The 21508-nt window shown below is 64.5% G+C and carries 18 protein-coding genes; 7 read left to right on the top strand and 11 right to left on the bottom strand.

The window, feature by feature from the left end:
- Positions 1-51 precede the first annotated feature (51 nt).
- The 7 genes from BM244_RS17500 to BM244_RS17470 all read right to left on the bottom strand — a co-directional run bounded on the left by BM244_RS17500 (position 52) and on the right by BM244_RS17470 (position 8947).
- Entirely contained in the window at positions 52-756 is a 705-nt protein-coding gene (locus BM244_RS17500; protein WP_093400210.1) for a TetR/AcrR family transcriptional regulator, read from the bottom strand.
- Between the two features lie 187 nt (positions 757-943).
- Positions 944-3463 (bottom strand): TonB-dependent receptor, encoded by a 2520-nt coding sequence (locus BM244_RS17495; protein ID WP_254784530.1) that lies wholly within the window; start codon positions 3461-3463, stop codon positions 944-946.
- 197 nt (positions 3464-3660) lie between these two features.
- On the bottom strand, positions 3661-5931 hold the full coding sequence (locus BM244_RS17490; protein WP_254784528.1) for a TonB-dependent receptor: 2271 nt from the start codon (positions 5929-5931) through the stop codon (positions 3661-3663).
- A 190-nt stretch (positions 5932-6121) separates the two neighbouring features.
- Positions 6122-6499 carry a VOC family protein gene (locus BM244_RS17485; protein ID WP_093400384.1) on the bottom strand — a complete coding sequence of 126 codons (378 nt, stop codon included), beginning with the start codon at positions 6497-6499 and terminating at the stop codon, positions 6122-6124.
- Positions 6499-7320: a sugar phosphate isomerase/epimerase family protein gene (locus BM244_RS17480; protein WP_093400208.1), complete on the bottom strand. Its 822-nt coding sequence runs from the start codon at positions 7318-7320 to the stop codon at positions 6499-6501. The genes BM244_RS17485 and BM244_RS17480 overlap by 1 nt, the downstream gene beginning before the upstream one ends.
- Positions 7321-7333: 13 nt before the next feature.
- Positions 7334-7801, bottom strand: coding sequence for a VOC family protein (locus BM244_RS17475; protein WP_093400207.1), 468 nt, complete (start codon positions 7799-7801; stop codon positions 7334-7336).
- A 3-nt stretch (positions 7802-7804) separates the two neighbouring features.
- Positions 7805-8947 carry a sulfotransferase family protein gene (locus BM244_RS17470; RefSeq protein WP_254784555.1) on the bottom strand — a complete coding sequence of 381 codons (1143 nt, stop codon included), beginning with the start codon at positions 8945-8947 and terminating at the stop codon, positions 7805-7807.
- A gap of 247 nt (positions 8948-9194) precedes the next feature.
- Between BM244_RS17470 and BM244_RS17465 the strand changes: the two genes are divergently transcribed.
- On the top strand, positions 9195-10055 hold the full coding sequence (locus BM244_RS17465) for an SDR family NAD(P)-dependent oxidoreductase (RefSeq protein WP_093400205.1): 861 nt from the start codon (positions 9195-9197) through the stop codon (positions 10053-10055).
- Between the two features lie 155 nt (positions 10056-10210).
- On the opposite strand, the gene BM244_RS17460 is transcribed toward BM244_RS17465, so the two are convergent.
- Positions 10211-11080: a helix-turn-helix transcriptional regulator gene (locus tag BM244_RS17460; RefSeq protein ID WP_093400204.1), complete on the bottom strand. Its 870-nt coding sequence runs from the start codon at positions 11078-11080 to the stop codon at positions 10211-10213.
- 180 nt (positions 11081-11260) lie between these two features.
- On the opposite strand from BM244_RS17460, the gene BM244_RS17455 reads away from it, so the two are divergent.
- The 6 genes from BM244_RS17455 to BM244_RS17430 all read left to right on the top strand — a co-directional run bounded on the left by BM244_RS17455 (position 11261) and on the right by BM244_RS17430 (position 18053).
- Positions 11261-12082, top strand: coding sequence for an SDR family NAD(P)-dependent oxidoreductase (locus tag BM244_RS17455; protein ID WP_093400203.1), 822 nt, complete (start codon positions 11261-11263; stop codon positions 12080-12082).
- Positions 12083-12095: 13 nt separating this feature from the next.
- The gene (locus tag BM244_RS17450; RefSeq protein ID WP_093400202.1) at positions 12096-13106 is read left to right on the top strand and encodes a zinc-dependent alcohol dehydrogenase; all 1011 of its coding nucleotides are present in this window, start codon (positions 12096-12098) and stop codon (positions 13104-13106) included.
- Complete coding sequence (locus BM244_RS17445; protein WP_093400201.1) at positions 13103-14353, top strand: MBL fold metallo-hydrolase; 1251 nt, start codon at positions 13103-13105, stop codon at positions 14351-14353. The genes BM244_RS17450 and BM244_RS17445 overlap by 4 nt, the downstream gene beginning before the upstream one ends.
- An 81-nt stretch (positions 14354-14434) precedes the next feature.
- On the top strand, positions 14435-15340 hold the full coding sequence (gene cysD, locus BM244_RS17440; protein ID WP_093400200.1) for a sulfate adenylyltransferase subunit CysD: 906 nt from the start codon (positions 14435-14437) through the stop codon (positions 15338-15340).
- Positions 15340-17289 carry a sulfate adenylyltransferase subunit CysN gene (cysN, locus tag BM244_RS17435; RefSeq protein WP_093400199.1) on the top strand — a complete coding sequence of 650 codons (1950 nt, stop codon included), beginning with the start codon at positions 15340-15342 and terminating at the stop codon, positions 17287-17289. The genes cysD and cysN overlap by 1 nt, the downstream gene beginning before the upstream one ends.
- Positions 17286-18053 (top strand): 3'(2'),5'-bisphosphate nucleotidase CysQ, encoded by a 768-nt coding sequence (locus BM244_RS17430; RefSeq protein WP_093400198.1) that lies wholly within the window; start codon positions 17286-17288, stop codon positions 18051-18053. The genes cysN and BM244_RS17430 overlap by 4 nt, the downstream gene beginning before the upstream one ends.
- 12 nt (positions 18054-18065) lie before the next feature.
- Here BM244_RS17430 and BM244_RS17425 read toward each other — a convergent pair whose 3' ends face one another.
- From BM244_RS17425 to BM244_RS17415, 3 genes are read right to left on the bottom strand one after another with little or no spacing between them, the layout of a single operon-like run.
- Positions 18066-18437, bottom strand: coding sequence for a hypothetical protein (locus tag BM244_RS17425; protein ID WP_093400197.1), 372 nt, complete (start codon positions 18435-18437; stop codon positions 18066-18068).
- A 6-nt stretch (positions 18438-18443) separates the two neighbouring features.
- Positions 18444-20042: an SMP-30/gluconolactonase/LRE family protein gene (locus BM244_RS17420; protein WP_093400196.1), complete on the bottom strand. Its 1599-nt coding sequence runs from the start codon at positions 20040-20042 to the stop codon at positions 18444-18446.
- Positions 20042-21463 carry an aldehyde dehydrogenase family protein gene (locus BM244_RS17415; protein ID WP_093400195.1) on the bottom strand — a complete coding sequence of 474 codons (1422 nt, stop codon included), beginning with the start codon at positions 21461-21463 and terminating at the stop codon, positions 20042-20044. Before BM244_RS17415 ends, BM244_RS17420 begins: the two co-directional genes overlap by 1 nt.
- Positions 21464-21508: the final 45 nt, after the last annotated feature.

The following is a 21508-nucleotide window of genomic DNA, read 5'->3' as shown; positions in this document are numbered from 1 at the left end:
CCCGGTTTTGCCACCGAATTACTTGGCGGCCGGCGATTCATCGCCCACCCGTTACGCCGTGCGCGACGTCCGCTTCGAGGTGCGTCGCCCCGCATCGTGGTCGGCATCGGACGCTGCGATCAGCGCCTCGATCTCCGGAAAGCACTCTGCGCGCATCGTGCCGTGCATCGACAGACGCAGACTTTCCTGTGCGAACCGTCGCGCGAGTTCGCGACGTTCGGCATCGGTCTTCTCATGCGTCTTGGTCCACACTGGCCACAGGAAATTGCCGGCGAGCATCAGCAACGAGAAGACGTCGCTGTCGATCCCCGGCTGGGCCATATCGGTCTGCGTGAACCGCCGCAGCGATCCGGCGTATTCGCGCCAGAACGGATCGTGCGCCGGTTCGTCGGACGCCAGCAGTTGCAGGAACCAGATGCGGCACAGCGCCGGATTGTCGACCGCGAAATCGGCAAGCGTAGTGGTCAGCGCGGTGATGTCGACATCCTCGACCCGGCGATCCTTCACGGTCGCCGGATCGCCGAATGCGGCATGGAACAGCTGGTCGGACACCGATTGCGTGGTCGCCGCGACGAGTTGTTCGCGTGTCGTGAAATGCTGGTAGGCCGTGCCGCGGTTGACCCCAGCGAGCGTCGCGACGGCGGATACGCTCATCCCGTCCGGGCCATCGCGCGCCAGCAATTCCCGTGCTGCCGACAGGATTACCTCACGCGTCGCAACCGGATCCCGGGGGCGACGTGTGCGGACGTTGGTCATACACATTCCCCCTCTTTGGCCCGGTCCCGCGTAAGCATGCCCGGTAGCCAAGTTCCTCGCTGGTCCAACGCCGTAGCGCATTTTTCGAGCTAGGACAGCAACACTGCGCAATACCGCATGGAAAAGCGAACGGCGGACGATTTCCAATCATCCGCCACCAGCCTTCATGTCGGCCTCGAACCTTGGCTCAGTGCGACCCGAACGAGAAGCGCGCGTTGAGACCGAATTCGCGAGGCGGGGTGGTCGTGATCCCCGTGTAGGTGCTCGTCGTTGTGACTGCCGCGGCAGAGCGGAACGTCGGGGGCTGAAGAACCTGATAGGTCGAGCTGAGAGGATCAGTCCGGCTGAGGACACGTACCGTGTCGAACAGGTTCTTGGCGAACAGGCTGATTTCCCAGTTGCCCTTCGGATCGCGGATACCGACGAACAGGTTGACCATCACATATTGCTTCACGTTGTCGTAGATGTTCGACGGATCGCTCTGTGACTTGCCGAAATAGCTCGCAAGACCGCGGATATAGGCATCGGTGCCGTCCGTAACTGGCGCGCCGTACTCCGTCTGCAAAGTGGCGCTCAGCGGCGGCTGGAACGATGACCGCTGGCTGACCGAACAAGAACTCAGGTTATTTGCCCCGACCCGACCGATCAGCTGCGCGACGCTTGGCGCGGTGATCGTAGCGTCGGGAATGCCGTCGCCGTTCAGGTCGTTACACGGTATCGTTCCGTTCTTGATCTTGCCCAACGCATAGCTGCCGACCAGATTGAACTTCAATCGGCTGCCGACGTCGTAGCCAATTTCGCCCTCGACGCCGTTGACCGTAACCGGCACCGCCGCGACGAAATTAAACTGGTTCACCTGCGGCACGATAGTCGCGACGCCGTTGGTCACCGTGCGGTTGTAGTTGACGTAATAGATGCCCGATTGGCCATTCACGCCCGGCGCGCGGTACACGAAATTGTCGAATTTCTGGTGGAAGGCGCTCGCGTTGAGGCGCAGCTTCCCATCCATCAAGGTGCTCTTGAAGCCGACTTCATAAGACTTAGAGGTCTCCGGCGGCAGGTTCAGGAACGATTGTTCGAGAGCCGATTGCTGTACGCTGAAATCACCGACGGCGTTGATGCCGGGACGATAGGAACTGCCGGTGCTGGCGTAGACCATCAGGTCGCGCGTGAAATTATGCTTTACCGACGCGCTGTAGATCAGCTTGTTGTCCTTGACCGACGGATCGGGAATGACGATCCCCGGCTGGAGCAACGAGCCCGAACTCTGGTAATCGATATAGCGCAAGCCGCCAGCGACTTCGGTCCGGTCGCCGATATGCGCCGTCAAATTGCCGAACACCGATTGTTCGTGAGTCTTGCCGCGGCGACCGACGGGGGTTTGCACCGTCGTTGCAAGGCTGCCACCAAGCGCCGCGGGAAGGAAAACCGGCGTGGAGATCAGCAGGTCCGTCGGCGAGCTGTTCTTGTTGTCGAACACTCCGAGCACGTAATCGAATGCGCCGAAGACGCGCTCCTCATTTTGCAGGCGCAGTTCGTGCGACGTCGACTTCACGTTGGTGCCCGAAAAATAATTGTAATCAAACCCCGGAAAGACGTTGCCGTAATCCTGGCCAAGGTTCGAATCGATCAGCTGGGTGTAATGCTGGAACTGATAGATCAACCGCTGGCCCGCAAGCGCCAGTTCGGCGCGGCCGTTGTAGATGTCGTATTTCTGATGGATCGTGCGCGGTGTTTCCTGATTACTGAGTCGATCTTCAGCACGGATCGTGAACGGGCTGGCGGCGGCCCCCGGGTTCACCTGATTGAACGATTCGACCTGATCGAACTGCCGCGATTTGCGATCTAGCCGCTGGAAGCTGCCTTCGAGCCGCAAGGCGTCGACCGGCGTCACCAGCACGCTGACGCGGCCGCTCTGCGTCTGAGTATAGGGATCGCGACCATCGATCCGTGGATTGACGGTCTTTACGCGATTGCCTTCGTCTTCGTTGATGAGTCCGGCAACTCGTATCGCAGCGATACCCTCGATGATCGGCACGCTGAGGCCGCCGTTGAAGTTAAGCGTTCCGATCGTGTTCCCGGTCAGGTTCGCATAGCCTCCCGCCTTGTAGAGGTCGGGCTTGCGTGTCGTGACCGTGATCGAGCCCGATGGCGAAGCACGACCGCGTAGCGTGCCCTGCGGCCCGCGCAGCACCTCGATCTGGCCGATGTCGTAAAGCTGCTGAAGCACCACACCCGCGGTTATCGGCGCATCGTTCTGATAAAACTCGACGGTCGGATTCTGGCCGCTGGCGTTGATGTCGAAGTTGACGCCGCGAAGCTGCGCGTTGCCGCCGGTACCGTTCGAATTGCTGCTCAGGCTCAACCCCGGGACGATCGTCGAGACTTCCTGGAAGTCGCGGAGGTTGAGCTTGGCGACTTCCGCCGCGGTGACCGCATTGACCACCGCCGGAACGTCCTGGATGCTTTCCTCACGCCGACGCGCGGTAACGATGATGTCGCTGTCGGGCGACAGCGCCTGTGCGGCCGCAGGCGCTGCAGCCTGCGGGACCGGTGCGGTCGTAACGGTCGTTGGAGGTGCTGCCGGGTCGACAGACGATGCCGTGGCTGGAGCGGCTGCGGTACCGGCCTGCGCCATCACCGACGCCGGCATGGCCAGCGCGATGAGGCTGACACCGATCAAGGTATTCGTCGAAAGTGTCCTCACGATACGATCCTCCCCAAGCGCGGCCTGCACGTCATCGCTTCTTGCGATAGCATTACGGATCGCGTGAATAATCTACGATACCCTTATGGCTGAATTTGCCCGGCCGATAAGGTCTTACGACTTTAGCAACCGTATATATCGCCATCACGATTTGCCGAAGTTACACTGCGGCCTACTTAGTCGGTTTCAGTTTCAAATCAGAACTTGGCGCCAAGCGATACACCCCATGTCCGAGGGGAATTCCACACGGCACCGATCCCAAGCGTGTTGAACAATACCTGGTTTCGGTATCGCTTGTCGGTTAGGTTGTCACCGAACACTGCAAGCGTGAAGCGGTCCGACGGATCAACCCATTGCACACGCAACGCAGCGACTTCGTAGCCTTTCTGCTTATACTGTTTCGACGCGTCGAAATAGAAACTCGACGTGTAATAGAGATTGCCCGACAGGCTGAACTTCCCGCCCACGAGCGCAGTGTGATAGGTCGCGCCGACATTGCCGGTGAAATCCGGCGCACGCTGCATCTGGTAGCCGCTGGAGTCGTTGGTAGTCTGCGTGATCGAGCCCGCGCCGATCGCACCACACACCAGCGACGGAACCGCGCCGGTCGGGTCGCAATAGCTGTAGAACGGCGCTTGCGTGAAATTGCGGTAGCGCGCGTGGGTGTAGGCGCCGCCGATCGTCAGATCGAACGCGCTGGTCAGCTTGTAGCGCGCAGAGGATTCGATTCCGCCGATCCGCGAGCTCGCCGCGTTGGTGATCAGCGCGAGCCCGCTCTGGAAGCTCGACACCTGCAAATTCTTGTAGAAATAATAATAGGCGGCGATGTCGAACGACAGGCGGCGGTCGTCATATTTGTACCCGACCTCGAACGCGTCGATGCCCTCGGGCTTTATCGGTACGGCGGAAGCACCGCCGACGTTAAGGATGCCTGCCTTGTACCCACGGCTGAACGACGCATAGACGCTCGACACGTCGCTCGGCTTGTAGCGCAGAACCGCGCGCGGGGTGACGCGGTTGGTCTTGTAGTCGGGAACGTCGAACCGGACCTGCGTCACGGGAATCAGGAAATACGCGTCGCCGACGACGTCGTGGCCGTAGCGGACGCCGGCGGTCAGGAAGAGCCTGGGCGACAGCTCGTAGGTCGCGTCGACGAACGCGGCATAGGATTTTGTCGTCGTGCTCGATCCGCCGAACGGCATGTACGGCGGCGGACCGAACGCCGCGTTGACGAAATAGGTGTCGCGGTTGCGGAAATAATACAGCCCCGCGGTCCATTGCAGCGCCCCGCCCGGCTTCGACGTAAACAGGAATTCCTGCGTGAAGGTGCGGTTGCCGATGCCGAGGTTGATGTTGAACAGCGGGATCGCGGTCGCATCCAGATCCTGGAGATTGACCGCGTCGTCCTTGCGCACCTGTGTGTACGAGGTGAGGTCGGCGAACCCGAGATCGGCCTTGATCGTACCCTGGAATGCGTCCGTCTTGTTGGTGAACCGCGTCGGTGTCGACGGCACGTTGATGACGTCGCCCGGCCGCGTCGTATAAGTCGATGGCGGCGCGAACGCATAGACCAGCGCGCGGCCGGTGCTGTCATTGGTACCGTAGGCCGCGGTCGGCACACGGCTGTAGAACCCCGATCCGCCGTTCGGATCGACATAGGCGTTGGTCAGCAGCAGCGTCGGATCGTCGGTCTTCGAATGCGTATAGCGCAACAGTACCGAGATGCCGTCAGTGACATCGACCTTGATCCCGGTGCGGACCGACCAATTCTCGTACTTGCCGACCTTGTCGTCGTCGTTCGCGATATTGCGGAAATAGCCATCGCCCTTGCGCAGCAATCCCTCGACGTCGACCGCGATGCGATCGCTCAGCCCGACCGTCGCATAGCCCTGATAGGTCTGCGCGTTGAACCGGCCATAGGTCGCCTTGAACTCGGCAGCCGGCTTGGTGCTCGGCTCGGCGGTGGTGACGAGGATCGCGCCGCCCGTCGTGTTGCGCCCGAACAACGTGCCCTGCGGTCCCTTGAGCACCTGAATGCTGCGCGTCTTGGTCAGGTCGAACGCGGTCGCCTCGGGGTTGGCGACATAGAAGCCGTCGACGTAGATGCCGACATTGGGACCGCCCCCGGACGTCGTGACGGCGGTGCCGACGCCGCGGATGGTCGGCTGCGAAAAGCTGCCCGAGCTGTCGAAGCGGAGCGCCGGCGTAACGCGTGCGACATCCGAAAGCTGGTTGATGTTGGCGGTCGCGAGCTGCGCCTCGCTGATGCTGGTGATCGAGATCGGCACGTCGCGCGAGCGTTCCTCGCGGCGCTGTGCGGTGACTATGATCTCGCCTTCGATCGGCGTGTCGGCGGTCGGTTCAGGCGATATCGCGGGCGCCGTCTGGGCGACCGCCGCATCCGCGATCACCAGCATGGTCGCCAATACGGCAACCGACGCGATGCTTCGAGCAGCCGAAACCCTCACCCACGTTCTCCCCGCCGCGTTTTATGTTTTCCGGGTCCATTTCCCCGCGATGGAAGTAGACACCCGTGTCTATTAAGCGGTGGGGGTGACCATGTAACGCGATATCCGCGTGGCGGACGCCTTGCCTATTGGATATCGTGGCAGCGATAGAAATGCCGTCCGCCGCTCTTCGGTCCGCCGTGGCCTACCGTCAGGCCGGGCCGAACCGAAACACGCACAGCTTGTTGCCGTCCAGATCGCGGAAATACGCATTATAGAAGCCATCGGGATCGTCGCCGCGCACGCCGGGCGCGCCTTCGTCCTTGCCGCCGAGTTCGAGGGCCTTGGCGTGTACCGCATCGACGTCCGCCCGGTTCGCCACCATGAAGCCGCCCTGCGTCCCGTTGCCGACCGTCGCCTCGCCCTCGAACGGCAGGCCGATCAACAGCATCGCGCCATCCGTGCCCTTGTACGCGATCATGTTCGGCCGATCATACGCAATGTTCGCGCCCACCATCGCCGCGATCGGATCGTAGAAGCTGCGCGCCCGCACCACGTCGCGCGTCCCGAACCGTGCTACCGTCAACATCATTGGTCTCCTTGATTGCCGAGCAACGCATGCGCCGCGACGACAGCCGGGCGCAACCGCTCGATCGGTGGCTCGCCGGCAGTGGCACGCGCGAACATCGGCACTTCGAGGCCGATGGCGATGGTCTCGGGCAGCACCGCGATGAGTTCGGCGAGTGGCAGTTCCCCCTCCCCCGGCGCGCGCCGTTCGAAACTTGCCTCGCGGAAATAGTCGGGCTCGGTCGCGACCAGCGGCACGTCGCACAGTTGCGCATAGCCGATCAGCGCCGGGTCGAGCGCGGCAAGCTGCGCACACGTCCCGCCCGAGCGAAACAGGTGCATCGCATCCACCAGCACGCGGAAGTTCGGCCGGTCGATCCGCCCGACGAGCGAAACCGCCGCGTCGAGCGTACCGATCGCTAGGCCCGGCGCGAACTCGATCGTCGCGTTCATCCCCCGCGCCGCCGCCATGTCCGCCAACGCCGCGAACTGGTCGTCGGACCGCGACGCATCCGGCTCCATACCCACACCGCCTAGGCATTCCGCACCGAGTTCCGCCATCAGGTCGAACTCCTTCGCACGGTCGCGCATGTCGACACCCGGCCGTACTGCGAAGCCTTCCCCAAGCGAAATAGTCACCCCCCGCTCGCGCATCGCGGCGATCGCCGCGCGCCGCAACGCCGCATCCTCTCGCAACGACCACGCCGCATAGCCATGCGGGTTGAACGGCGCCGGGCCGAGCCCACTCGAGATATGACCGCATCCGAGATCCGCCGCCAGATGCACGTGCGCGACCGGATCGAGCCCGAATACGCTCAGCAACTCGATCCCCAGCCGGCTCATGACCTGTACTGTGTCATCGTCCGCCCATCCCGGCCCAGCGATCGGGCACCATCCACACATATTCGGTATAATGCCCGAGCCACGACCGCGTGTCGGTATAGGCGAATTGCAGCAGCCCCGCCGTGCCGCCCTTCAGCACGACCGGGAACGGCTGTGCCTCGATCTGCGTGATCGCCGCATCCCAATCGTCGACCCGGTGGCAGACATGGTGGAACGCCAGCGCGTCACCCGCCGGCAACGCGTCGCGGTAGATTGCGAGCACGTTGCCCTCGATCGGCTGGATCAGCTCGTAGTTCAGGTCCTCGACCCACACGAAGGCGAGCTTTTGCACGCCCCGCCCCTCGCCCTGCGGTGTCCAGACCTGGACCGGCGTCTCGATCTCGATGATCGTCCGCACGTCGGCGTGGCGCTTGAAGCCGGCGACCGCCTTGTCGACGTCGCGCGTGACATAGGCGTTCTGGTAATGGCGACCGATGCTCACCGATCACCCCTCCCGCGCGACGTCGTATTGCGACAGATAGCGGTCGAACTTCGGTGCCAACGATTCAACCGACAGGCCGTACTGATCGAGCGCATATTCGTGCTTGCCGAACTTGCCCTGCGGATTCTCGTCGAGCCAAGCCTGCATCGCCGCCTCCGCCTCGGGGGGCAGGGTGTCGCCCAGGTCGGCGTAGAGCTTGCGGATCGTCGCCATCGGATCGCGCATGACGTCGGCATAATGCACGTCGACGATCCGGTCGTGGCCCAGCCGTTCGCGCGTGTCCATGATCCGGTCGAGATGCAGCTGCGCCTGGTACGGGCAATCCTCGCCCAGCCACTCGTAATCGACCTTCCCCGTATAGCCCCGGTGCGCCATCGACAGGATGCTGCAGAACGAGCTGGTCGCGGTGAACGGGTCGCGGTGCGCCCATACCAGCTGCGCATCCGGATAGGTCTCGAGCAGCGTATCCAGCCACAGCGCGTGGCTCGGCATCTTGAGGCTCCACGCACCCGGCGCATCTGCCTGCAACAGCTGGAGGAAGCGCTTGTGATAGGTGTAGGCGGACGTCATGTCGGTCTGGAACAGCCAGTCGCGATACTCTTTGAGCTTGCCGCGCGACTCCAGCGCCAGACCCTTGAAGTCGTGGATCATGAAGAACATGCATTCGTTCGGATACACCGCCGAATTGCGATAATACTTCCCCATCTCGGGCCGCGCGGCGAGCATCGCCTTTTCCTGCTCCAGCTTGGCGATCGCGCGCGGATCGGTCTTCAGCGTCGCGGTCGTCGGCGGCGGCACCGGCTGTTCGATCTCCCACGTCAGCGCGGAGCGTCGCGCCGGATCGCACGCGAGCAGATTGCTCAGCAGCGTCGTACCGGTCCGCGGCATGCCGAACACGAACAACGGCCGCTCGACCGGTCGGGTCAGTAGTTCGGGGCGCTTGGCGAGATAGTCGGTGGTCTTCAGCCGATCGACCAGCGACTGGACCAGCCCGCCGCGCATCCGTTCGATCAAAGGCTCGGGGTGGTCGTAGGAATTATAGTCCGCGAGCAGGACATCGAGCCCTTCGCGATAGGAAGTGGAATCGAACCGGTCGAGCCCGGTCGTCGTCATGGCCTGTTCGATAAGCGCGTCGGAAACGAGCATCTGACTCACAGCATTCTCTCCCAATGTCATATTTTGCCGGCATCATGCGCAGTGCTTTCCGTTGCGCCAATGCCGTTCGATGTAGCGAGCCGGCCGAGATATCGAGATCCGGCCACAACGCCGGGGCGTTATGCTGCGCAGCATCGCGCCCGCGATCCCGCCACCGAAACACCCTCGAGGAATTGCTCCAGACCATGTTTGGCAGGACGATAGGCCGATAACGGGCGGGGCGATTGGGAGAGTATCGATGGCGTTACGCGTGGCAGTCGTGACCGGCGCAAGCTCGGGGATCGGCAAGGAAACCGCCAGGACGCTCGCGACGCGCGGGTGGCATGTCATCGCGCTCGGCCGCGATCCCGCGCGCACCGCTGCGGCCGAAGCGGAGATCCGCGCGGCATCGAACGGCGGCAGAGTCGACATGATCCGCGCCGACCTCTCGCGGATGGCGGAGGCGACGCGCGCGGCGGACGGGATCGCCGCGCTCACGCCCCGCATCGACGTGCTGATCAACAACGCCGGCGGGATGGCGAACCGCATGGTCGTCACGCCTGAGGGCCTCGAGGAGAATTTCGCGGGCAATCACCTCGGCCCCTTCCTGCTCACCTACCGCCTGCTGCCGTTGTTGCGCACGGCGGCACGCGATGCGCCCGCTGGCAGCGTTCGGATCGTCAACACCTCGTCTGACGGCGGCGAGATGATCCCCGGCCTGCACTGGGACGATCTACAATTGTTCGACGCGTTCCTCGCCGGTCGCGCCTATTGCCAGGGCAAGCTCGCCAACGTGATGCACGCGCGCGGCTTGGCGTCGCGATTGGCGGACGACGGCATCGTCGTCCATGCGCTGCATCCGGGTACGGTCGATACCAACTTCATCACCCACGCCGATGCGACGACGCAGGCGCACATCCGCACGCGTCCGACGATGAGCCCGGAGGCCGGTGCCGACGCGCTGATCTGGCTCGCCACCGCCGACGACACCGGACGATCGACCGGTGGCTATTACCATCAGCGCACACAGATGCCCCCCAACCCGTTCGCGCTGGACGACGCGAACGTGGAACGCTTGTGGCGGGAGAGCGAACGACTGATCGCCTCGGCGGAGGGCTGACAGCGCAATCTTATTCTCCCCCGCCAGGGGGAGGTGACGCCGAAGGCGACGGAGGGGGAGGCACGCGACCGATGTGTTCGTTTACCGCCCCCTCCGTCTGGCAAACGCAAGCCACCTCCCCCTGGCGGGGGAGTATCGAACGGCAGGTTTTGCCCCTACTCCCGCCCCCGCAGATGCCGCTGGCGGAACCGCAACGGCGTCACCCCGGTCGCGCGACCGAACGCGTAGGAAAAGCTCGACGGCGACGCGAAGCCGAGCGCGAACGCGATCGACTTGATGCTGTCGTCCGAGGCCAGCGCGCGCTTGGCCATCTCGATCCGGGTCTGCGCGATATGGTCGCCGATCGTGAACCCACGACTGGACCGGAACCCGCGCGTCAACTGGCGGATCGACACCGAACACAGTTCCGCCAGTTCGCCCAGCGACGGCGTCGACCCACCCCGATGCAACCGCTCGTCGATCAATCGTAACCGCCACGACGCAAGCCCACCAGTGATCGGGCTCTCCGAAATCGCCTCCAGATAGCGCGCGAGTTCGATCGCCAATTGCCCGGCGATCATCGCCGCGAGTTCCGCACTCCCGGTGCCGCCATGCCGCATCTCCTCGGCAAGCCGCGACAGGCACGACCGGATATACGGGTGGACGATATCTAGCCCACCCTCCAGCCGGCGATCGGTCCATTCGAGCGGTGTCTCGAGCCAGTGATCGACAGAGTCGGCGTGGATCTCGCACGCGATCGACGCTTGGTTGTCGCCCGCGTCGGTGCGGACGTGCAGCGCCTCGCCGGGCGGCACGAGGAAGATCTCGCCCAGCCGCTCGAACCGGTGCGGCCCCCATCGCTCCGAATAGCAGCCGCGTGCCTTTTCAGGACGCGGCGTCAGGCACAGGTCGAGCCAGTAATGCGCGCCGCGGCGGAAGACGTGGTTGGTCGGCTGGTCGTTCGAAAACCGCATGATCCGCGCCATCCCGCGCGGAATCGGCAACTCCGCCTCGAATGCCGACTGCGTATAGGTATCCGCCTCCATTGCCCGTTCTCCCGCGCAGCATGAGATCCTACCGCGCAGCATTGCCGCGTCGACCTTTGGCTGTTTAGCGACATATTGGCCGGCCGTCGACAGGCAGGTCGATTGCGGGATCGCGCACGATACCCGCACATTGGCCGCAAGGACCAGCCCGGGCAAACCAGGGCGTGGCAGGAGGATGTCATGGCGAACACTCTTTTCGACTGCACAGGCAAGGTGACGCTCGTCACCGGCGGCAACAGCGGGATCGGCCTTGGCTTTGCGCTCGGCGTTGCGCAGATGGGCGGCGACGTGGCGATCTGGGCACGCAACGCCGACAAGAACGCCGCCGCCAAGGCGCAACTCGAAGCCGCCGGCGCGGGCCGTGTCGAAACCTATCAGGTCGACGTGTCTTCCGAAGACGAGATCGTCGCTGGCTATGCCAAACTGCTCGCCGACTTCGGACGGATCGACTGCGTCTTCGCCAATTCCGGCCGTTCGTCCAAATCGCGATCGGTGCTCACGCTTGACTCGGCCGAGTGGCATGATCTGCTCGCGGTCAACCTCCACGGCGCGTTCTTCACCCTGCGCGAAGGGGCGAAAGCGATGGTCGCGCGCGCCGAAGCCGGCGAACCCGGTGGCAGCCTCGTCTATTGCGGCAGCCTGTCGATGTTCCACGGCATTCCCGGCATCAACAACTACGCCGCGTCGAAGGGCGGGATGGGCGCCGCGGTGCGCGGGATGGCCGCCGAGCTCGGCAAATACGAAATTCGCGCCAACACGATCGCGCCAGGCTATACCAAGACCAGCATCGGCAGCGACGCCGATCACAGCCCGGAGATGCAGGCGCGGATCGTTGCGGTCGACGCGCATTTCTCCGCCAAGACGCCGATCCGTCGCCCCGGCACGATCGAGGATTTCGAGGGCATCGGCGCCTATCTCGCCAGCGACGCCTCGCGCTTCCACAGCGGCGATACGATCGTGATCGACGGCGGCAGCGCCATCTATCCCCCCTACGCCTTCTGATCGGGGACCCAGCATGCGCCGCCTGACCATCCATCACATCGACGACGTCCGGCTGGATGCCTACGCGCGTCCGGAGCATGGTCCGAAGGACGTCGTCGTCCGGATGAAAGCCTGCGGGATCTGCGGGAGCGACCTGTCGTACATCAAGAACGGCGGGATCCCGGTGGCTGGCACGATGACCGCGCTCGGCCATGAGGGCGCTGGCGAAGTCATGCACGTCGGCGACGAGGTCGAGGGACTCCACATCGGCCAAGCGGTCATCGTCAACCCGATGAACACGCCGAGTTTCATCGGCAGCGGCGGCCCCGAAGGTGCATTCACCGAGGAACTGCTGGTCCGCGAAGGCCGGCTGGGCCACAGCCTGTTGCCGATCCCCGAGGGCATTCCCTTCGACGTCGCCGCGATGTGCGAACCGCTCGCGGTCGCGCTCCACGGCGTCAACCGCGCCGAGGTCACGGCTGGCAGCAAGCTCGTGATCTTCGGCTGCGGACCGATCGGCCTTGGCATGGTGATGTGGGCGGTGGATCGCGGCTGCGACGTGATCGCGGTCGATCTCGCCGACGAACGGCTCGCGCGCGCACGCGACCTCGGTGCGCGGACGATCAATCCGGCACACGAGGATCTCGTCGCGCAGGTCAAAGCCTATCACGGCGCGGAACTATATTTCGGCCGCGAGCGCGCCAGCACCGACGCCTATATCGACGCCGCCGGTGCGCCTTCGATCCTCGGCGACGTCGTGCGGATGGCGAAGCGTCACGCGCGCCACGTCATCACCGCCGCCTACCTGAAGCCGATCGCACTGCCCGCCGGCCCGATGCTGACCAGCGAGATGACGATCACCACCGCGGTCGGCTACCCCACCGAATTTCCCGACGTGATCGCCGCGATGCCGCGGTTGCAGGACAAAATCGCCGCGATGATCAGCCACAGCCTCCCATTCGACGCGGTACTCGACGGCCTGAAGATCGCCGCGACGCCTGCCTCGGCAAAAGTGATGATCTATTTCGAAGGAGCCAGTTCATGAGCGAAAAGCAGACACCGCTGGGCGCGCTGGTAATGGCCGGCGCCGGCCAGACCGACGCCGAGGCGATCACCGACAGGATCTTCATGGTGAAGGACATATCGAACGCCTATCTCGTCACGACGAAGGACGGCGACCTGCTCGTCAACACCGGCTTCATCGGCAACGGCGAACGCAACAAGACGCTGTTCGCGCCGCATCGCACCGGCCCGCTCACGCGGATCATCTTAACGCAGAGCCATGCCGACCACTACGGCGCGCTCCCCGAACAGCGCGAGGACGGCACGCAGGTCATCGCCGGCGCCGGCTTCACGGAGACCGCCGAGTATTTCGACAAGCTCGCCCCGTTCCTCGGGCGCCGCTCGGGCAAATTATGGGCATCGATGACGCGCCGCAACGGCCCCCCGCCCGTCCCGCCCAAGATCGTGCCCGACATCGAAGTGACCGACGTCGAAGCCTTCGAACAGGGCGGTCGCAAATTCGAGGTCCACAAGACTCCTGGCGGCGAGACGCTGTGCGCCGTCTTCGTCTGGCTGCCGGAGGAACGGACGATCTTTACCGGCAACCTGTTCGGCCCGGTGTGGCGCGCGATGCCCAACCTCGTGACGATCCGCGGCGACCGTCCGCGTCTCGTCCGCGCCTATCTCAAGTCGCTCGACGCGGTGCGCGCGTTGGAGCCCCAGCTGGTCGTCACCGGGCACGGCGAACCGGTCCGAGGTGCCGCGAAAATCCGCGCCGACCTCGATGCGATGCGCGCCGCGGTCACCCACATCGAACGCGAGACGATCGCCGGCATGAACGCGGGCAAGACCGTCCACCAGTTGATGCGGGAGATCACGCTGCCGACAGACGGACAGATCGGCGAATTCCACGGCAAGGCATCATGGGTGGTGCGCGCCATCTGGGAGGAGAATGCCGGCTGGTTCCATTACGCGGACGGCACGACCGGCCTGTACGGCGTGCCGCGAAGCACGGTCGACGCCGATCTCGCGGAACTTGCCGGCCCGTCTGCTCTGGTCGCCCGCGCGAAGGCGCACGTGGCGGCGGGACAACCGCTCGAAGCGCTCCATCTCGTCGACATCGCGCTGTCCGCTGAGCCGGCCGATGCGGATGCGCTCAGGGTCAAGAAGGCGGCGCTCGAACGCCTCGCCGCGACGTCCGCAGGCTCGAACCTTAGCGAAACGATGTGGCTGAAGGCGGAGATCGCCGACGCCGACGCCCGCCTCACTTCGGAGCCCGCAGCGGGATAGCGAACGCTTCTCCCGCCGAAGAATGCATTGATTGCCGGGATCGCCCGGCGCCGGGCAGGCAGCCCGCGGAGACACGACATCATGGCCAAGACACTGACACATCTGGAGCGGCTCGAAGCGGAGGCGATCCACATCATGCGCGAGGTCGTCGCGGAGGCGGAGCGACCCGTGATGCTCTATTCGGTCGGAAAGGATTCGGCCGTGATGCTGCATCTCGCGCGGAAAGCCTTCTATCCCTCGCCGCCGCCCTTCCCGCTGCTGCACGTCGATACGACGTGGAAGTTCAAGGCGATGTACGAACTTCGCGAAAAGGCCGCACGCGACGCCGGCATGGAGTTGCTGGTGTATCAGAATCCCGAGGCGATCGCGCGGGGGATCAACCCGTTCGACCACGGCGCGCTGCACACCGACATGTGGAAGACCGAGGGGCTGAAGCAGGCGCTCAATCTGCACGGCTTCGATGCGGCCTTCGGTGGTGCCCGGCGCGACGAGGAAAAATCCCGCGCCAAGGAACGCATCATCTCGTTCCGCACCGCGACGCATGGCTGGGATCCGAAGAACCAGCGGCCCGAATTGTGGAGCCTCTACAATGCGCGCAAATCGAAGGGCGAGAGCATCCGCGTGTTCCCGATCTCGAATTGGACCGAGCTCGACGTCTGGCAATATATTCAGCTCAACGACGTGCCGATCGTCCCGCTCTATTATGCCGGCATGCGCCCGACAGTCGAACGCGACGGCATGCTGCTAATGGTCGATGACGATCGCTTCCCGCTGCAACCCGGCGAAGTCCCCGTCGAACGCTCGATCCGCTTCCGCACACTCGGCTGCTACCCCCTCACCGGCGCGGTCGAAAGCACGGCGTCGACGCTGTCCGAGATCATCCAGGAAACGCTGCTGACCACCACCAGCGAGCGACAGGGCCGCGCGATCGACAAGGACGCCGGCGGCGCGGGCATGGAAAAGAAGAAGCAAGAGGGCTATTTCTGATGAGCGACATCGCCACCCAGGATTCGGTGTATCAGACCGAGGCGTTGATCGCCGAGGACATCGACGCGTATCTCGACCAGCACCAGCACAAGACGATGCTGCGCTTCATCACCTGCGGTTCGGTCGACGACGGCAAGTCGACGCTGATCGGCCGGTTGCTGTACGATTCGAAGATGATCTTCGAAGATCAGCTCGCGGCACTCGAGGCGGACAGCAAGCGCGTCGGCACGCAAGGGCAGGAGATCGATTTCGCTCTGCTCGTCGACGGTCTGGCGGCCGAACGCGAACAGGGCATCACGATCGACGTCGCGTACCGCTTCTTCTCGACCGAAAAGCGCAAATTCATCGTCGCGGATACGCCTGGCCACGAACAATATACCCGCAACATGGTAACCGGTGCATCGACTGCCGACCTTGCCGTGATCCTGATCGACGCGCGCAAGGGCGTGCTCACCCAGACCAAGCGCCACAGCTATCTCGCGCATCTGATCGGCATCCGGAACTTGGTGCTCGCGATCAACAAGATGGACCTGATTGGTTACGACCAGGCCCGCTATGACGAGATTCACGCGGAGTATATCGAGTTCGCGAAGAGCATCGGCATCACCAGTTTCACGCCGATGCCGATCTCGGGCTTCAAGGGCGACAACATCTCGCTGAAGTCGGACGCCATGCCGTGGTACACCGGGCCGACGTTGATGGAGCATCTCGAATCCGTCGATGTCGACGTCGACGACGATCAGGCCAAGCCGTTCCGCATGGGCGTGCAGTGGGTCAACCGCCCCAACCTCGACTTCCGCGGCTTTTCGGGACAGGTCGCCGCCGGCATCGTCAAGCCCGGCGATGCGATCCGCGTTCTGCCCGGTGGCAAGACCTCGACGATCAGCCGGATCACGACGCTCGACGGCGACCTTGACGAAGCGGTTGCAGGGCAGTCCGTCACGCTGTCGTTCGCCGACGAAATCGACTGCTCGCGCGGCAACGTCATCGCCGCGTCTGACTCGCCCCCCGAAACCGCCGACCAGTTCGAGACGACGATCGTCTGGATGGACGACGAACCGCTGATCGTCGGGCGCTCCTATTGGCTCAAGCTCGGCACGCAGATGGTGTCGGCGACCGTCCGCGAGCCGAAATACCAGGTCAACGTCAACACGATGGAGCATCTGGCGGCCAAGACGCTGGAGCTGAACGCGATCGGCGTGGCGGAGATCACCACGGATCGCGCGATCGTGTTCGAGCCGTACGCGCAGGGCGGCGCCCAAGGTCCAGGGGCACCGAACAAGGTGCTCGGCGGGTTCATCCTGATCGACAAGATCACCAATGCGACGGTCGCGGCGGGTATGGTCCACTTCAGCCTCAGGCGTTCGCAGAACGTCCACTGGCAGGCGACCGACATCGGACGTGACGCGCATGCCGCGCTGAAGAACCAGAAGCCCGCGGTGCTGTGGTTCACCGGGCTGTCGGGTGCCGGGAAGTCGACCATCGCCAACGAGGTCGAGAAGTCGCTCAGCCTGATGAACCGGCACACTTTCCTGCTGGACGGCGACAACATCCGTCATGGCCTGAACAAGGACCTGGGCTTTACCGAGGCCGACCGGATCGAGAACATCCGGCGCGTCGGCGAGGTGGCGAAGCTGATGGCGGATGCCGGGCTGATCGTCCTCACCGCGTTCATCTCGCCGTTCCGTGCGGAACGTGATCTGGTGCGCTCTATGTTGCCCGAGGGGGAATTCATCGAGATCTTTGTCGATACGCCGCTCGAGGTGGCCGAAGGTCGCGACGTGAAGGGCCTGTACAAGAAGGCGCGGACGGGCGATCTGAAGAACTTCACTGGTATCGACAGCCCGTACGAGGCGCCGCTCAACGCCGAAATTCGAGTCAACACGGTCGAGATGACCCCGGCCGAAGCCGCCGAGTTCATCGTCCGCAAGATCATGCCCCTCAAATGAGCCCGAATCACAGCAGCATCGTCGAAAGCGACGTCCGTCTCGCCGAGCGACTTGCAACCGAAGCAGGCGAAATCCTGCTCGGGTTGCAGGCGAACAGCGGTCTGACCGGCAAGGACCTGGGCAAGGCCGGCGATGCGCAGGCCAACACCTTCCTTATGCGGACGCTGCGTGCAGCGCGGCCGGATGACGCGATCCTGTCGGAAGAGGAAAAGGACAATGGCGATCGCTGTTCGGTGCGCCGCGCGTGGATCATCGATCCACTCGACGGAACCCGCGAATATGGCGAAGGCCGCACCGACTGGGCGGTGCATGTTGCGCTTGCGATCGACGGGGTGGCGACGGTCGGCGCGGTGGCGCTGCCGGGGCTTGGTCTTACGCTGACATCGGGCGCGCCCAAGCCGCTCGCACCGGCGGGCGATCCCCTTCGCATGCTGGTCAGCCGCACGCGTCCGGCGCGCGAGGCTGTGGCGGTCGCGGACGCGGTGGGTGCGACGCTGGTGCCGATGGGTTCGGCGGGTGCAAAGGCGATGGCAGTCGTACGCGGCGAGGCCGACATCTACCTTCACACCGGCGGTCAGTATGAATGGGACAATTGCGCCCCGATCGCCGTCGCACAAGCGGCCGGGCTCCACGTCAGTCGCGCCGATGGGTCAGCGCTGGTCTATAATTGCGCCGACCCGTATCTGCCCGATCTGCTGATCTGCCGGCCCGAGCTGGCGGGCCGCGTGCTCGACCTGGTCAAGGCATTGCCGGCGCTGGAGTGATATCCAGCAGGATCAAGCGACCTTGCCACTCTCCAGCAACCACGCCAGCGCCTCGGCTTCGGAGGTCAAATACGCGGTGGCGTCTTTTGTGGTCATGCGCTGCGACTGGAGTTTGGCCAGTGCCGAGGCGATCAGGATCGCCGTGCGATCACCCGCCTTGAACCGCGTCGCCGCCATCTCGGAAAAATGCGCCGCGGCTTCCTTGGTGTGCACCGGCGTCTCCGACGCGTCGACCAGAATGAGACAGCTGCCGAGCCGGGCCCGTGCCCGTGCCTGTAGCGATGTCGCCTTGCGACCGAACGCCTCGATGTCCGCGAGTGATGTCGACCCCCGCGAGATGCATCGAAGGATCCCCAGGCGTTCGTCGAACTCGATATCCATCATATCGCATCATCCCGTCTGGCGCAGCGCCAGCACGCTACCCTCGGCATCGCCGGAAACGTAGAGCACGCCGTCGCCGGCGACCGTGACGTCCGCGAAGGGGATCATCGGCCCCGCCATGTCGCCGATCGGACCGAGGAATTTTGGTGCGATCCCGACTGGGGCTCCAACCGGCAGGTTCGCGGCGATGATCCGCGACGTGCCTGCGACCGGGTCGATCTCGGATACCGTCTTTGCAACCGCGTCGACGACGACCAGCCTATCGCCGCGTACCGCCAGTCCCTGCGGCGCGTACAGCCCGTCGACCACCGTCGCGGCCTTACCTCCCGTGATCTTCACGACCCGCCCTGCCCCGGTTTCGGCGACGTACACGCTGCCGTCGCCTCCGATCGCGACACCCATCGGCTTATCGAGCCCGATCGCCAGTTCGGTCACGTCGCCCCCGTCCGCGGACAACAGCCGGCCGGTACCATATTCGGCGAACACCACGGCGCCGTCGCTGGCGATGTCGACACCCATCAACTGGTCGTATCCGGTCGCGATGAGGTCGCTTTCGCCCGCGCCAGGCCGATATCGCGCCACCGCGCCCAGCCCCGTCGTCACGACCCACTCACCGGGCGCCGATGCAACCGCACCGCGGAGGTAGCCGGGGCAACCGGGATAGAAGATCATGCCAGCCAACGTCAGCGCGCCACCGGGCGCGAGCGAATACCCGAAAGCGCCATCGGCGACGAACAGCACGCCGTCCGCACCGACCGCGAGCCCGAGCGGCCATTGCAACCCGCGCGGAATCACCGACCGCGTCTTGCCGCCGCCGAGGATCTCGGTGATCTCGCCCGGAATGCTCGTGACGAAGATCCGGTCGCCGACGAAGCTGACGTTATCGAGACCCGGACCGAGATCGGCGAGCACTTCGCGCGTACCGGCAACCGGATCGATCCGCAGTACCTGCCCGCTTGCGACCTGCGTCGAGACGATGCGGCCCTTGGAATCGAACTTGACCGAATCCGGTACGCCGAGATCGCCCGCGACCACCTCGGGCGCGCCGCCGTCGAGGCTGACTCGCCAGATTTCATTCGTGCCCATCACCGGGAAATACAGCAGGCCGTCGGGTCCGACCTCGAACGCGTTCGCCATCGGCACGCCTTCGAGGATGATGCGTGGTGCGCCGCCGTCGAGGCTCAGCTCCATGATCCGCGCACCGACCCGGCATTCGCCCGCGATCAGCCGGCCCTGATGCCAGGTGATCGGGTTGGCGACCGGCATATCGCCTTGGATGACCCGGACGCTGCCGTCCGGCGCCAGCATCGAGACGCGGCCCTCGGTGATCTCGGTCGCATAGAGATTGCCTGCCTCGTCGAAGACGATGTCGTCGGGTGCGACGATCCGGCCGCCCATCGGACTGATCGCCTCGACGAGCCCGGTCTCGATATCGACCGCGCTGATCTGGCTCGCCGTCACCTGCGCAACATAGAGCCGCCCGTCCGCCCCGGTACGCAGGCCGTTGGCGCCGTAGAGGCGGCTGGGCGGCGTCGTGCGCGACAGCGTCCAGCCGGGCGCGACGGTTGCGGCGGCGGGCGCGCTGTATCGGCTGAGCAGAGCGGCCATCAGGCCGGAGCGTAACCGAGGAGCGACTTCACTTCGAGATATTCGTGGAAGCCGAATTCACCCCATTCGCGACCGTTGCCGCTGCGCTTGTAGCCCCCGAACGGCGCGTGGAAATCGAACCCGCCATTGATGCTGATCCAGCCGGTCCGCATCCGTCGCGCGACCGCGCGACACTGATCGAGGTCAGTCCCGTTGACGTAGCCGGCGAGCCCGAAGCTGGTGTCGTTGGCGATCTCGACCGCATGGTCGATGTCGTCATAGCCGATGATGACGAGCACCGGCCCGAAGATCTCCTCACGCGCGACGACCATGTCGTTGGTGCCGACGAACACGGTCGGCCGCACGAACCAGCCCTTGTCGATCCCATCTGGCCTGCCGAGCCCCCCCGCGATCAGCGTCGCACCCTCGTCGAGACCCTTCTGGATATAGCCCTGGATGCTGTTGAACTGCGCCTTGGAAACAACCGGGCCCATCGCGACATTGCCCTTGGGATCGCCGACCGTCACGGCCTCTGCCGCCGCCTTGGCCGCCGCGACCGCCTCGTCGAACCGAGCCGCCGGGACCAACAGGCGTGAGCCAACGCTGCACGTCTGGCCCGAATTGCCCATCATGCCCCCGGTCGCCGCCGCCACGTTCTGCGCCATCGCGTCGTCGTCGAGAACGATGAACGGGCTCTTGCCGCCAAGCTCGAGTGCGACGCGCTTCACGGTCGTCGCAGCATCCTGCTGGATCTGCACGCCGACCGGTTCGGAGCCGGTGAACGAGACCATGTCTACATCCGCGTGAGTCGACAGCGCAGTACCGATGACGCTGCCGGAACCCTGCACCATGTTGAACACGCCCGCCGGTACGCCCGCGTCGTGGAGGATCTCGGCAAGAATCTGCGCGGAGAAGGGTGCGAGCTGCGGCGGCTTCAGGATCATCGTGCAGCCGGTGGCGAGCGCGGGGAAGATCTTCACGCAGGTCTGGTTCATCGGCCAGTTCCACGGCGTGATAAGCGCACAGACGCCGACCGGCTCGCGCGCGATCATCGTCGCCCCGCGCTGTTCGTCGAACTTGAACTCGCGCAGCACTTCGATCGCGGTCTGGAGATGGCCGGCACCGAGCCCGACATGGAAGCCGTGCGCGAGCGAGGCGGGCGCGCCCATCTCCTCCATGATCGCGTCGCCGAGTTCGGTCTGGCGCTTATCATATTCTGCCTGGATCGCGCCGAGCAGCTCGAGGCGTTGCTCGCGCGTCGTCTGCGACCAGCTCACGAACGCGCGACGTGCGGCGGCAACCGCCCTGTCGACGTCCACAACCGAGCCCGATGCGATGACGCCCGCGCGCTCTTCGGTGGTGGGGTTGATGACATCCGCGGTCTTGGGCTCGACCGGATCGACCCACGCGCCATCGATGTAGAACTTCAGATACTCGCGCATGGGTCTCTCCTGACTATCACTCCCTCCCCTTCAGGGGAGGGAGCA

The organism is Sphingomonas sp. OK281, assembly GCF_900115295.1.
Lineage (GTDB): Bacteria > Pseudomonadota > Alphaproteobacteria > Sphingomonadales > Sphingomonadaceae > Sphingomonas.
The sequence above is the reverse complement of the archived record's forward strand: the minus strand, read 5'-3'. Positions and strand labels throughout refer to the sequence as shown.

Bases quoted from the DNA above. Each gene is read 5' to 3' on its own strand.
- BM244_RS17425 (WP_093400197.1), bottom strand. From the start codon at position 18,437: ATGATGGATATCGAGTTCGACGAACGCCTGGGGATCCTTCGATGCATC.
- BM244_RS17485 (WP_093400384.1), bottom strand. From the start codon at position 6,499: ATGTTGACGGTAGCACGGTTCGGGACGCGCGACGTGGTGCGGGCGCGC.
- BM244_RS17445 (WP_093400201.1), top strand. From the start codon at position 13,103: ATGAGCGAAAAGCAGACACCGCTGGGCGCGCTGGTAATGGCCGGCGCC.
- BM244_RS17470 (WP_254784555.1), bottom strand. From the start codon at position 8,947: ATGCTCGTTTCCGACGCGCTTATCGAACAGGCCATGACGACGACCGGG.
- BM244_RS17480 (WP_093400208.1), bottom strand. From the start codon at position 7,320: ATGAGCCGGCTGGGGATCGAGTTGCTGAGCGTATTCGGGCTCGATCCG.
- cysD (WP_093400200.1), top strand. From the start codon at position 14,435: ATGGCCAAGACACTGACACATCTGGAGCGGCTCGAAGCGGAGGCGATC.
- BM244_RS17450 (WP_093400202.1), top strand. From the start codon at position 12,096: ATGCGCCGCCTGACCATCCATCACATCGACGACGTCCGGCTGGATGCC.
- BM244_RS17460 (WP_093400204.1), bottom strand. From the start codon at position 11,080: ATGGAGGCGGATACCTATACGCAGTCGGCATTCGAGGCGGAGTTGCCG.
- BM244_RS17420 (WP_093400196.1), bottom strand. From the start codon at position 20,042: ATGGCCGCTCTGCTCAGCCGATACAGCGCGCCCGCCGCCGCAACCGTC.
- BM244_RS17465 (WP_093400205.1), top strand. From the start codon at position 9,195: ATGGCGTTACGCGTGGCAGTCGTGACCGGCGCAAGCTCGGGGATCGGC.
- BM244_RS17415 (WP_093400195.1), bottom strand. From the start codon at position 21,463: ATGCGCGAGTATCTGAAGTTCTACATCGATGGCGCGTGGGTCGATCCG.
- BM244_RS17455 (WP_093400203.1), top strand. From the start codon at position 11,261: ATGGCGAACACTCTTTTCGACTGCACAGGCAAGGTGACGCTCGTCACC.
- BM244_RS17500 (WP_093400210.1), bottom strand. From the start codon at position 756: ATGACCAACGTCCGCACACGTCGCCCCCGGGATCCGGTTGCGACGCGT.
- cysN (WP_093400199.1), top strand. From the start codon at position 15,340: ATGAGCGACATCGCCACCCAGGATTCGGTGTATCAGACCGAGGCGTTG.
- BM244_RS17430 (WP_093400198.1), top strand. From the start codon at position 17,286: ATGAGCCCGAATCACAGCAGCATCGTCGAAAGCGACGTCCGTCTCGCC.